This is a genomic window from Lactiplantibacillus pingfangensis, from assembly GCF_005404945.1.
In the GTDB taxonomy this organism is placed as follows: Bacteria; Bacillota; Bacilli; order Lactobacillales; family Lactobacillaceae; genus Lactiplantibacillus; species Lactiplantibacillus pingfangensis.
Genome location: NZ_BJDG01000017.1, coordinates 1 through 12,697 on the forward strand (window position 1 = coordinate 1; position 12,697 = coordinate 12,697).

Consider the following 12,697-nt stretch of genomic DNA (forward strand, 5'->3'; position numbering starts at 1 on the left):
GTGTACAGAAAGCGCCCAGCCACGGGGCGGCTGGGCGCTAATGATAGCTGATTACCAACAACAGTTGACAAAGAGCCCTTTATTTGTCGTTAATTTAGCTAATATCAGTCAAAGTTGCAAACACAAAACATACGTAAGTACTATTATGTTAGCGATAGGCAACTCTAGGTTGGCATTGTGATTACCACCATCAGTCGGGATCTCTGTGCTATAGCGGGACAGACCCGTCTATGGCTTCAACCGAAATCTGCCAATCGTTAATTAACCGGCCGGCGTCGCTGATTGCATCGGACGTGAAAGTCAAGACCGCTCCTCAGGCTTGGCCTGGTCCATCGTCCGCATGTAATCAGCGCCGCCCGGAAGCGACAACGTTGACTACTTTAATAACCGCAGTTATTTTGGCGCGTCATCTGGGCCATAATATTCTGGCGTCGCAGCAACAATCGGATTAACCCGTAACCAGTCAATAATTTGTTCACTCAGTGCGAGCGTCATCGGTGCGGCGGCCGCAATTTGTGCCTTGGTAATTTGATTAACATGAATTCCAGCCGTAATCGTGCAACTTCCCGGTAAGTATGGTTTAAGACTTGCTGCCATTCGCTCAGAAATAAAATTATCCTTATGAAAACGGCCATCGTGGCTCGGAAATTTAACGGTTTGGGCAGTCGTGTTGGCCGTCACCGTGGTCACGTCACCGATATGCGGGTTAGTCCCACCGGTAACGACGATTAAGAGATCTTGACCAATCACCTGTAGCTCAGCCATCATGGTGTATCCCGCTTGGGCGGTCGTAAAAGTTGCCATCGGCTAATCTCCTTCCCAGCGATGATCATTTTCATTTGGAATTTGAAACGCATCTAAAATCTTCATCGTCTGATGATCAACCAAGTCTTGGATCGTCTGGGGATGATTATAAAATGCCGGGATTGGTGGCACAATTTGGGCGCCCAATCGCGCTAACTTAGTCAAATTTTCCAAATGAATCACACTCAGCGGTGTTTCACGTGGCACAATCACTAACTTGCGTTGCTCTTTAATCGTCACATCCGCCGCTCGTGAAATTAAATTATCCCCGAAACCATAGGCAATCCCAGCCACAGTTTTCATACTTGCTGGCACAATGACCATCCCATCATTCAGAAAAGACCCACTAGCAATCGTGGCCCCTTGATCGTTGATATTATAAGTATAGTCGGCCAACTCCTGTAACTGTTTGAGTGTCATGGTCGTTTCCAACGCTAAATTCTTCTTGGCCCAAGTGCTCATTACCAGATGAACCTCAACCGTTTTGAGCTCATGTAATTTTTTTAATAACTCAACCGCATACACCGTACCTGATGCACCGGTAATCCCAACAATAAGTCGCTTCATTTTGTCACCTTCACTTTTTAAAAATCACTGTTTTTCACTTACCATCTATTCTAGCGATGACCGGTAAGCTGAACAACTCATCTTCAGACGATGTGTTATTCCATTTGTGACTATTAAAAACGAAAGCTAGCGTTAATTTTGCCTTTATTTCAGCGAAGCTTGGCTAATTTAGCCGGCGTTAATTGGTAACTATCCCCGTACATTTTCCAAGCTAGTGGCAACTGCAATTGGTCTTTGCCATCACAAACGAACTGCCATTGCGTGATGAGTCGTGACAAATCATGATGGGCACTTTCTTCACGCATAATGTGCGCGCGGACGGTCAAAAAAGTCCGTAAATAGGTTTTAGTAGACCCACCTTGTGCTGGCGTTTTGGCCCGTTGGTGCGCGGCTTTCCGAATACCACCAAAACTAGTGGCATCATTACCAGGACCATGGACAACGATTGCATCATAATAAATATACTGCCCCAAAGGCGATAACCCATCTTGTTGTGCCGCACGTACAGCTGGCTTCAAATAGTGTCGATCCAACAGATCATTTTGAGCCTGGCGTAATTTCGGATCTTTGGCCGCTTGATGCCAATCTCTTACAAAAGCACGCCCTAATCCCCGATGACTTTCAGTGCCATTCACGCGTTTGAGAGCTGGCAAATATTTGACCAACCGGTTTTTTGGCTGTAGCGTTTGGTAACGTTTGACGACTTGCAATAAGTCACCCGTCCCGGAAGTAAACCCAATGATACCAGCAGTATAGCCCCGGCCGTCACCAATATCAGCGATATAGCGATATTGCTTTTGATAGTCCAATGACGAGTTTTCGGCACTTGAAACGAGTGCAAAGGTGGTCGCCCGTAGCTCACCAGTCATAATGGTTCGGTGCATGCGATAATACCAATAACCACTGCTCAGTCCTAATAAAATACCTAGTCCAACTAACCATCCCCACCATTTACGCATTAAAACTGCCCCCATTTTCCAACAACTTTTCTTTTAGTTTACCGGATTTTAAAAGATTATGGCGACACTATTCATAATTTGTTTTATATTAGACCAATTAAAAACCCAGCACGGTCTGTGCCAGTTGATACTGGTAGACCATTTGCTGGGTTTGGCTTATTTCATGGCGTTAATAGTAATCGTCCCTTGTTCCTGATTAACTGTCACTTCATCACTAATTGCACCAGTCACCGTCAATGCCGTTGCCGTGACATCAATCGTATAAATTGTCCCACGATAGCTAAGCTTAAAGCGACATCCTGTCCAACCGGTTGGCAAATATGGCTTGAGTTCAGCGGTATCATCCGTCACCGTTAATCCCATCATGCCCCAGGCGAACGTAATCCAACTACCGCCCATGGCAGCTAAATGCAACCCATCGGCCGTGTTTCCTTGCGTATTCTGCAAGTCGGTATTAATCGTCCGTTTGAAAAATTCGATGGCACCATCATATTTGCCCAATCGCGCTGCAGCAATCGCATAGATCGCCGGCGACAATGATGAGTCGTGCGTCGTGAGTGGTTCGTAATAATCATAGTTCGTCTGCACTTGCGCATCACTGAATTGTTCTGGTAACAAGACCATCGCTAAGAGCAAATCCGCTTGCTTTAGAACTTGCAAGCGATACAAGACTAATGGATGAAAATGCGTCAGCAATGGAAATTGATCTTTAGAAATCCGAGTCAGATCAAGGCGCTTTTTGGACAAGAAACTGTCATCTTGTGCAATCAAATCGCCATGCGTTTCAAAGTACATCTGATCAGCAGCCGTTTTAAAGCTTGTCCATTCACGTTGCGAGACTTTAAACCGCCCGATATCTTTTTGCGTAAAATGATCTGTCAGATAGCGGAGTTCAAATTGAACCAAATAATTCGTATAGGCATTATTATTCACTAAGGCCGTATATTCATCCGGTCCGGTAACCGTATTCAAAACGAAACCTTTATCATCAGCAAAATTACCATAACTCAAGTAAAAACGACTTGTTTCAACTAGAAGTTCCTGTCCATAATCACGCATAAAGGTGGCGTCGTGTGTAATTTGATAGTAACGAATCACCAAATAGGCAATATCAGCGTCAATATGGATGGCCGCGGTACTAGCTGGGAAATAGGCCGATGCCTCTTCCCCGTTGATGGTCCGCCAAGGGAACAAGGCCCCATCCAAGCCGAGTGACTGCGCATAGGCTTTTGCATGCGATAATTGTTGGTATCGAACCATCAGCAAGCGCTTGGCAAGTTCGGGATGATTCCAATAGAAAAATGGTGCTTCATAAATCTCGGTATCCCAAAAATAATGACCGTTGTAGCCACTACCGGTTAAGCCTTTGGCAGCAATCCCTCGGCCACTCTCATGCAGTCCAACGGCTTGTAATAACCCAAATTGCGAGAACCGAATCCCTAATTGCGATTCCGTATCGCCAGTAATTTGAATGTCACTAGTCGCCCAAAAGTCTGCCAATGCGGCTGCCTGTGATTGACTAATGTCTTCAAATGTCGCAGCCAAATTCGTTTGCGCTGCGTCAGTGAGCTCAGCGTCACCTAATTCGGCCCAGATTTTTTTAGTCACCGTAATCGGCGTTGCACCTAATTCAAATTCACCCATCCAATTGCCGTCAGCAACCCAGTCACCGGCTTGATCATAACTAGTCAACAAGCTCAATTGCTGATCACTTTGTAACGCTTTAAAGGTTAAGCTTCGCACGGTTGGTGACAATTGCTTAACTTGTTGGTTATCCAAAATTTCAGCAGCATCATAATGCGCTAAGCGGGGGTCAAAATCAGCAGATTGGGGTGTTGCTGGCGCGTGCATCCCAGAGATTACCCGCAGTTTACCACCTTTAAAGTTGCGGGCTTTGACGGCAACTTGTTGCGTTAATAACGCCGCCGTTTTTAAACTTGTCAGTCTTGTTAACCTGATTTCTAATTGCCGACCAGTGGCAGTCTCCTCCCAAACTAACTCATGGGTGAACTGCCCCGTTTGCATCGACAAGGCATACTGTTGTGAAACTAGCTTACCTTGTTCTAAATCAACCGGAACATCGTCAAGCCATAGTTCAAAACGTGTTGGCGCTGGTAATGGAATCATCGTCTGGTTACGTTGTGGAAAACCGAATTGTGCTTCGCCATACTGAATTGGTTCATAATCATAGAACCCATTGACGTAGACGACTGATTCAGTTTGCGATCCCTCTTGTAACTGCGGTACTTCAGTTAAGTCCTTAACGCCGATTAACCCATTGCTAACCGTCAATTTAGATGCTAGCTCACGGGTTGGTTGCGTGGCAGTAATTTTCCATAAATTCATGCTGGACCCCCTCATCGATTTTTGTTTCCGTTTACAATTAGCGTTAAATCGCTAACAGTTACTTTTAAGTATACCCCGAAAATCAGCTCAATAGCTGGATTCACCATCGATTGCCTAAAATCGGGGTTAATTTAGAACTTATCTGTGTTGGCATCACCATTTTGACTTATAATTAAGGCGATTTATCATTGAAGGAGGAGACGGCCAATGGCAAAACGACGAATTAATCATGATCCAAATCAATTCGTAAATACTGATGTGCATCGCCGACAACTGCAACTCGCAGTTCAAACGGCATTGCCAACAAATGTTCATGTCTTGGCCCGTAACTTTGCCCGCTCGAGTGCCAGTTCTTATTGGTTATTAATGCTCGATTCCGTGTCTCACTCGGCCCCCCGTTTTCTAACGCTACGTATCGCAGACCACAGCTTGTGGCTGAGTAATCACGATCAATTAGCAGTCACTTGGGAAGCTGGGGATTTCACGACAATCCAGCAAACGTTGCGGCAACGCTTGACGCCAACCACGTTACGCCAGTACAGCTACGAGTTAAGCAATCTTGATATTGTGACTTTACGGCTCATTTTACATTTGGAACAGCATCAATTGATTTGGTTAGTCCAGTTATCACCAACCATCGCTAAAGCTTATAAGAATCAGCGGTTGGATTTACACGATGATTTCCCCAGCGCCAAATTGTTATTAGGAAATATGAATAACAGCAGCTTACAGCTGGTGCCAGTTAAGCAACCAGCATTTCAAGCAAGATTAAGTCAATATTTTGGCCGCAATTTGCTGTTTTCACAGTTTACGAGTCATCAACTATTGCGCTTATTGCCGACAAATCAATGGATTCGACCACTATTGCGGCAATTACCACCGACGCCACATTTGGAACAACAACTGGCGGCAACCTATGGCACAGCTTTCGTGCGCATTTACGTGGAAGCCATTCGGCAACAAGCACAATTACAAGCAATCTAAGCCTTGCTTAGGTTTAGTTCGTAAAGGTTGAAAAACGATAGTAGTATCCAGTACATTGGCGATGAAAAGAAGTTAACGTTTTCGCTTCCGGGCGTCGCTGATTACATGCGGACGAGGGACCAGGCCAAGCCTGAAGAACGGTCTTGGCCTTCGCCCGGAATGGTTGCAAAAATCGCAACTATCCCGGACCGTCCGTCCCGTAAGACCGGCAAAAAGCGCCGTTCTAACGGGAATTTCACGTCCGATGCAATCAGCGACGCTCTCCAGCTAGGTTAATGGCTATAAGGATAAAAGACTTAAAAACAGTTGATTTGATTCTTCAAAATAATGGCGCCGGTCAGCAATATTTTGAAATCTCTTGGCTATTTTTATTGATTGTCCGTGATTAATATTTTATTTATATTGTTAAACTAAGATTGATAGCCACCATCTATCTTTCAGTTAGTTCGTGCAAAAACATCAGTTAGCCATTACTTCAAGTAATGACTAACTGATGTTTTTGACTACTGATTAACTGAAAGATGAAATTTTCGAACAAAACCTACCGTGTTGATAATCAGCCCAGTCAAATTAGTTAACTGCTGTCGCTTCCAGTTAGGATTGGGACAAACCAAGTACAGCTTCCCCCCTCGCAACCGATACTATCAGTCCCAACTTCCAGATAATTAGGTTTAGCGGAGTCAGTCAGAAACGTTGTGCCGTGTCGGTAAGATTGGCCGGCGTCCTTGGCCGCCTAATCTTACAGGGCGATTCAAAGACGTGAATTGTCGGCTTTGAATCGAAGTCTCAGACCGTCCTTTGGCTGAGACTGTCCCGCACAGCACAACGTTTCTGACTGACAGAGCGCTTATAAAATTTCACAGCTCGTCACAATTGGTCTATGTTAACTCATTTGATTTTTACAACATAAAAATAAGTCAACTATGATTTTTGCTGAATAAACGTTAGTCATCAACACCATTTGATTAAGATTATTCAGAACTATTTCCCAGCCATTGTATTATAAATCTAATGGTCTAAACTCTAACTATTCATGTAAGAAGTTCTAACATGAAATCTAATTAAGAGGGTTATGGCATGCGGATTGAAGAGGATTGTATTGGCAAATTACCAATTGATGAGCAGGCATTATATGGCATTCACACGGTACGGGCAGTGCGGAATTTTCCGATTAGTCACGAACCGTTAGATCCATTAATTATTCAAAGCTTAATTCAAATCAAAAAGGCAGCAGCAATGACCAACCAAGCTGCTGGCACCTTATCAGTCGAAAAGCAAACTGCCATCGTAGCCGCTTGCAACCAATTGTTAATCGGCCGGCATGCAGATAGTTTTATTGTGCCGGCAATTCAAGGCGGCGCCGGCACTTCGGCTAATATGAACGTTAATGAAGTTGTGGCGAACTTGGCGCATCGGTTAAATCCAGCGCTCAAGCTACAGCCCAATGACGACGTTAATCAGTCACAATCTACCAACGATACGTTTCCCACAGCCGGTAAAATGGCCCTGCTTCAGCAACTACCTGGTTTATTAGGCGCAGTTGGGCAATTAATCCAGACACTACTCGTACAAGCTAATCATTATCGCGAGACCATTAAAGTTGGCCGCACCCAGTTACAAGACGCCGTGCCGACAACTTATGGCCGCACTTTTAAAGCCTACTATCATTTATTCAAACGGGATTTAGCACGTTTGCAAACCGCTGGCGAGCACTTACAGCTTGTCAATCTTGGCGGCACGGCAATTGGTACCGGCGTCAATGCGACACCCTATTATCAGACCCATATTTTATTGGCACTTAATCAAAACACCAAGCTTAATTTGCAGTCAGCACCAGATTTGATTGACGCCACGCAAAACTGTGATACCTTTGTTGAATTTTCGGGTGCAATGAAGACCCTTGCCGTCAATTTATCAAAATTCAGTAATGACTTACGCCTCTTGTCGAGTGGGCCACAAGCCGGTTTGGCCGAACTCAACTTGCCGGCCAAACAAGCTGGCTCATCAATCATGCCCGGAAAAGTTAACCCCGTTATTCCAGAGGTGGTGAACCAAGTTTGCTTCGAAGTCATCGGCAACGATGTCACCGTGACGATGGCTGCTGAGGCTGGCCAGCTGGAGTTGAACGCTTTTGAGCCAATCATGCTTCGCGACCTATTGGCTAACGAACGCTACTTGCAGCAAGCCATGCACACGCTCGTCAAAAATTGTCTGCGCGACTTGACCGTTAACGAAGCCGCTTGTGCGACTGCCGTTGAACAATCTGCCATCACCGCCACGGTCTTAACCCCTTATTTAGGCTATATGGCGACAACCAAGTTAATCAAGCGCGCGGTTGCCGAGCACCAGTCAGTTAAAACGCTATTATTGAAAGAAAACTTATTATCCGCAACCTTAGTTGATCAGCTCTTTAGTCCGACCAGCTTGACACAGCCAAGGACGATTCACTCACCATCAATTCAAAACCAAGCGTAAGCAAAAAACAGCAGTCGGTCATGACTTGAAGAAGCAACACAAGTCATGACCGACTGCTATTTTATCAGCAAGGTCCTATATTCAAGATCACTTTAGGCCGTTTCGCCTAAATGACGCTTCTTAGGTGCCGTTTTAACCGCATTGACATCTTCATCCTTAAACCCAAATAGCCAAGTTAACGTGAAGGATACGATTACTGTCGCAATAGAAGCAATCCAGAAGCCCCAGAAACTAAAGTCCATTCCCTTAGGATTAACAAATGAGGTGAACCCGATCAGAGAACCAGTAAAGCCCCACATGTTGACCCGCATCAAACCAGTTAAGAAGCCCCCAACAGCAGCACCAATGCTGGCGGTCACGAATGCCCGGCCATACTTCAAGTTAATCCCGTACATCGCAGGTTCAGTGACGCCGGAAAACGCCGAAATTGTTGCTGGCCAAGCTAATTCTTTGATATTAGCTAATTTTGACTTCAAGGCAATCGCCATAACAGCGCCACCTTGCGCAACCATTGTTGCCGAAATAATCGCATTTAAATAACTGTGACCAGTTGAGGCAATATCGTTGGCAACAATTGGGACAACCGCCCAGTGTAAACCGAAAATAACTAAGACTTGATAGAAACCACCAATTAACAAGCCTGAAATTGATGGGCTCAAATTGTAGATCCAAACGATCCCGTTTGCTAAACCAGTTGAGAGCATCGTAATAATCGGACCAAGGAACAAGATAATCACACCAGAAACAATAATCACTTCAAATAATGGCACAAAAATCATCCGTAACACGGTTGGAATCACTCGTTTGAGCCACGGTTCCAACTTGCTAGCTAACCACGCCCCGGCAATCATTGGAAAGATTGAGTAGGTATAAGAAGCCATGTGTACAGGCAACCCGAAGAACGTTGCGTTAACACTCATTCCTAAAATCGAACTAATTGCTTTACCACTTGCCATTGTGACCAACGCCGGGTACGTTAAGACCCCACCGATAATCCCCATGATGACTGGATCTGCACCCAATTTTTTACCCGCCGTGAAGCCGACAAAGATTGGTAAGAAGTAGAAGACTGAATCGCCCATGGCATTAATGATGACATAGGTGGAATCCGTTGGGCTGACCAACTTGAAGGTGGTTAATAGTGCGAGCACCCCTTTTAAGATACCGGAAGCAGCCAACAAGCCAATCACTGGCATCATTGAGCCCGTGATGACCCCAATTAAACTACTAAAGCCCCACTTAATTTTGCCCCAAACGGTCGTTGGTCGATTAGCAGCCGCAGTTGTCTCAGCAACAGCTTTGGCGGTCTCAGCATCATTTGATAATTCCGGGCCAATTTGTTTGATGACCGCATCGTAAACATCCGTCACGGCCGGGCCAATGATGACTTGGTATTGACCTGCCGCTTTAGCAACATCAATCACGCCTTTTAAGTTGGCAATGACCTCATCGTTAGCTTTGCTTTCATCTTTCAAATAAAACCGCAACCGTGTAATACAATGAATCAAACTACTAATGTTGTCGACACCGCCGACATTTTTGATGATTTCAGTTGCTAATTCATCATACTTGCCTTCTTTTGGCAATCGTCCTTGGCGCTTCGCGTTGAAAGTATTGGCATTCAAACGTCCAGTGGCAACTGCCGTGCCGGCCGTAGCAGTCCCCTCGTGGATATCTAGAGATTCCAACTTATCGCTGGAATTAGTTACCGCTAAGATGACGGTATCTTGTTTATTGGCCGCCTTGATCATGTCCATATCCATGGTCGCAATCAAGTCGCCAGCTTTCACTTCGTCACCCACGCCGACTTTTAACTCAAACGGCTTGCCTTTAAGTTCAACCGTATCAATCCCCAAATGAACTAAGACTTCCAAGTTGTTGTCGGGGGTTGCAAACCCAAGGGCATGCTTCGTTTCGGCAACCATCGTTACTTTACCACTAACAGGTGCCACAATTTGGCCATCGCTCGGTTGTACCCCAAACCCGAGACCCATCATGCCCGCTGAAAAGACGGGATCTTTTACTGCTTTAAGTTGAATCACATCACCATTGACCGGTGTTGCAATTGTGACCGCTTGCATTTTTGCCATAATATTTCGCTCCTTTTATTTCTGATCACGTAATAAGGCTATCGACTGGTATGGTTTCAGCACCAGCTGTGGTTCAACCTTAACGTCATCATAATTTGATAATAAAACTTTGGCCGCCAGCATCTCCGCTGGTAACGCAACGGTGGTAGCTGTGTCATAAAAATTATTTAAAACGAGTAATCGCTGTGATCCTAGCTCACGCCAATAGCCGAAAACTTGATCATCATCTAAACGCCAGCTCCGATAACTGCCATCCGCCACGATTGGCATCGTCTTGCGTAATTTAATTAACTGTTGATAATAATTGAAAATTTCACCGTGTGCCAATTCATCAGCCACGTTGATCTTGGCTTGATTCGTGGGCTGTAACCACGGCCGACCAGTTGTGAAACCGGCTGTCGCAGTTGTATCCCATTGCATCGGCGTCCGCGAATTATCACGGGCCTTAGTTTTTACAATGGTAAACGCATCCGCATGACTGTAGCCGCTTCGAACTAGCGCGCGATAAGCATTCAACGCTTCAATATCCACATAATCGGCCATCGAGTCATAAGTCGGATCGGTCATCCCAATCTCTTCACCCATGTAGATAAATGGGGTTCCCCGCAACAAATGAATGACGGTCGCCAACATTTCAGCGGATTTAACCCGATAGCGACCCGCATCACCAAACCGATTGAGTGCCCGCGGTTGGTCATGATTGTTCCAGAATAGTGCTTGCCAACCATTCCCAGCCGCCATTCCAGTGGCCCAGCCATCCAGTAAATGTTTTAACCGCGGAAAGTCGAAGGACATCCGCGACCATTTGCGGCCATCGACATAATCCGTCTTGAGATGATGAAAGTTGAACACCATTGATAATTCATGATTAGCTGGATTCGTGTAACCGATACTGTTTTTGATTGTTGTGGAAGACATTTCGCCAACCGTGACACTGGCGTCGTCTTGACCGAAACTCGCTTTATTTAATTCCTTCAAATAGTCTTGAACAATCGGGGTATCGGTGTAAAGCGTCTTGCTGGCAACACCTTTAGGCGCATCCACCAATTGATCGGCTTTACCAGTGACATTGATTACATCAAAACGAAAGCCTTTAACCCCTTTATCACGCCAATAATTCACCACTTCGGCACAAGCTGCCCGGACTGCCGGATTATGCCAATCTAAGTCGGCCTGTGTTGGATCATATAAGTGTAAATAGTACAGATCTGAGTCGCCAAACCGGCTCCAAGCAGGGCCACCAAATTTAGATTCCCAATTGGTTGGCAAACTCCCATCCGGCTTAGCGTGGCGCAAATAATAAAATTGCTGATATTTGCGATCCCCTGCGAGGGCCTTTTGGAACCAAGCGTGTTCAGTCGACGTATGATTAAAAACCATATCCAACATGACGCCAATTCCGACTGCTTTTAACTTAGCGACTAATTCGTCAAAATCACTCATTGTCCCAAAAGTTGGATCAATCCGATAATAATCCGCAATGTCGTAACCGTTATCATTTTGAGGTGAGACGAAAAATGGGTTAAACCAAATCATATCAACGTTTAACTTTTGAAGATACGGAATCTTATCAATAATCCCACGTAAGTCACCAATACCGTCGCCATCACTATCGTAAAAAGATTTTGGATAAATCTGATAAATCACTTGTTGCGATAATTTCATCTTGCTTTCCCTCTCTGCTTATTACTTCTTAGTCCGCCGAGCAAAATCCCGGAAACGGAATTTATCGGCACGATGCCTAGATTCTGTAAATTGAAATGGTGTGGCATCTGCTAAACTCGTCACACTACGAACGACAGCCACATACGCGCCAGCATCCAGTTGTAACTGTTCGCGATCTTCATCATTGGCCGGCTCCATCGTAATTTCCTTAGTTGCATACGCAATGTCTAAGCCCAATTCACCTTCAAAATAAGCATATAATGAATCGGCAGCCGCCGCTTTAGGTAGCTTAGGGACGATTGAAGTTAAAATATAATCTTTATCAATAATGTCTGGTTCACCATCAATCACCCGGACGCGCTTAATTGCAGTTACTGGCGCTGCCGTCATTTCCACCCCCAATGAGGTAAACATCTGAACAGGTAAACTCACATGTTCCTCAAAACCATAAACCACATTTTCTGTGGTGACATTCATTTTTTCGGCCAATTCTTTGTAACTCACAATACCGGACACTGGAAATTCATACTGCCGATGTTCAATGACAATTGACCCTTTGCCCCGAATTTTTTGAATATAGCCATTTTCAGCTAGTTCTGCTAGGGCTTTACGGCCAGTCTCACGGGAAATGCCATAGAGTTGGCATAACTGATTTTCGCTAGGTAAATAGGTGCCCGGCTTATAAACATCGCGATCAATTTTTTGTAGCAAATCGTCATAAACTAACGCTGCTTTGTTTACCATTCAAACTAACCTCCTCAGCCTTCTAGTAATCGCTTACAAAATTCATCTTAAACTTGTTTAGAC

9 protein-coding genes are annotated in these 12,697 nt (G+C 45.0%); 2 read left to right on the plus strand and 7 right to left on the minus strand.

Annotated elements, in window-relative coordinates; all coding sequences use genetic code 11:
• Positions 1 to 393: 393 nt before the first annotated feature.
• The 4 genes from lpdD to FFM74_RS08740 form a co-directional block, all read right to left on the minus strand.
• Positions 394 to 804, minus strand: a complete 411-nt coding sequence (gene lpdD / locus FFM74_RS08725; RefSeq protein WP_137626246.1) for a prenylated flavin chaperone LpdD — start codon at positions 802 to 804, stop codon at positions 394 to 396.
• A gap of 3 nt (positions 805 to 807) precedes the next feature.
• Positions 808 to 1,371, minus strand: a complete 564-nt coding sequence (locus FFM74_RS08730) for a UbiX family flavin prenyltransferase (protein ID WP_137626247.1) — start codon at positions 1,369 to 1,371, stop codon at positions 808 to 810.
• A gap of 149 nt (positions 1,372 to 1,520) precedes the next feature.
• A complete protein-coding gene (locus FFM74_RS08735; protein WP_223877202.1) occupies positions 1,521 to 2,330 on the minus strand; it encodes a chitosanase in 810 nt (269 codons plus the stop codon).
• Positions 2,331 to 2,486: 156 nt separating this feature from the next.
• Positions 2,487 to 4,676, minus strand: a complete 2,190-nt coding sequence (locus tag FFM74_RS08740) for a glycoside hydrolase family 65 protein (RefSeq protein ID WP_171000693.1) — start codon at positions 4,674 to 4,676, stop codon at positions 2,487 to 2,489.
• A 207-nt stretch (positions 4,677 to 4,883) separates the two neighbouring features.
• Between FFM74_RS08740 and FFM74_RS08745 the strand changes: the two genes are divergently transcribed.
• A complete protein-coding gene (locus FFM74_RS08745) occupies positions 4,884 to 5,660 on the plus strand; it encodes a hypothetical protein (RefSeq protein ID WP_137626250.1) in 777 nt (258 codons plus the stop codon).
• Between the two features lie 1,077 nt (positions 5,661 to 6,737).
• On the plus strand, positions 6,738 to 8,135 hold the full coding sequence (locus FFM74_RS08750; protein WP_137626251.1) for an aspartate ammonia-lyase: 1,398 nt from the start codon (positions 6,738 to 6,740) through the stop codon (positions 8,133 to 8,135).
• A gap of 92 nt (positions 8,136 to 8,227) precedes the next feature.
• Here FFM74_RS08750 and FFM74_RS08755 read toward each other — a convergent pair whose 3' ends face one another.
• Genes FFM74_RS08755 through treR form a run of 3 tightly spaced genes read right to left on the minus strand, consistent with a single transcriptional unit; the run spans position 8,228 to position 12,634 of the window.
• Entirely contained in the window at positions 8,228 to 10,225 is a 1,998-nt protein-coding gene (locus tag FFM74_RS08755; RefSeq protein ID WP_137626252.1) for a PTS sugar transporter subunit IIABC, read from the minus strand.
• A 15-nt stretch (positions 10,226 to 10,240) separates the two neighbouring features.
• On the minus strand, positions 10,241 to 11,890 hold the full coding sequence (treC, locus tag FFM74_RS08760) for an alpha,alpha-phosphotrehalase (protein ID WP_137626253.1): 1,650 nt from the start codon (positions 11,888 to 11,890) through the stop codon (positions 10,241 to 10,243).
• Positions 11,891 to 11,911: 21 nt separating this feature from the next.
• Complete coding sequence (treR, locus tag FFM74_RS08765) at positions 11,912 to 12,634, minus strand: trehalose operon repressor (RefSeq protein WP_137626254.1); 723 nt, start codon at positions 12,632 to 12,634, stop codon at positions 11,912 to 11,914.
• Positions 12,635 to 12,697 lie beyond the last annotated feature (63 nt).

Coding starts and splice junctions, on each gene's coding strand:
- FFM74_RS08755 (WP_137626252.1), bottom strand. CDS start 10,225: ATGGCAAAAATGCAAGCGGTCACAATTGCAACACCGGTCAATGGTGAT.
- FFM74_RS08745 (WP_137626250.1), top strand. CDS start 4,884: ATGGCAAAACGACGAATTAATCATGATCCAAATCAATTCGTAAATACT.
- FFM74_RS08750 (WP_137626251.1), top strand. CDS start 6,738: ATGCGGATTGAAGAGGATTGTATTGGCAAATTACCAATTGATGAGCAG.
- treR (WP_137626254.1), bottom strand. CDS start 12,634: ATGGTAAACAAAGCAGCGTTAGTTTATGACGATTTGCTACAAAAAATT.
- treC (WP_137626253.1), bottom strand. CDS start 11,890: ATGAAATTATCGCAACAAGTGATTTATCAGATTTATCCAAAATCTTTT.
- FFM74_RS08735 (WP_223877202.1), bottom strand. CDS start 2,330: ATGCGTAAATGGTGGGGATGGTTAGTTGGACTAGGTATTTTATTAGGA.
- FFM74_RS08740 (WP_171000693.1), bottom strand. CDS start 4,676: ATGAATTTATGGAAAATTACTGCCACGCAACCAACCCGTGAGCTAGCA.
- FFM74_RS08730 (WP_137626247.1), bottom strand. CDS start 1,371: ATGAAGCGACTTATTGTTGGGATTACCGGTGCATCAGGTACGGTGTAT.
- lpdD (WP_137626246.1), bottom strand. CDS start 804: ATGGCAACTTTTACGACCGCCCAAGCGGGATACACCATGATGGCTGAG.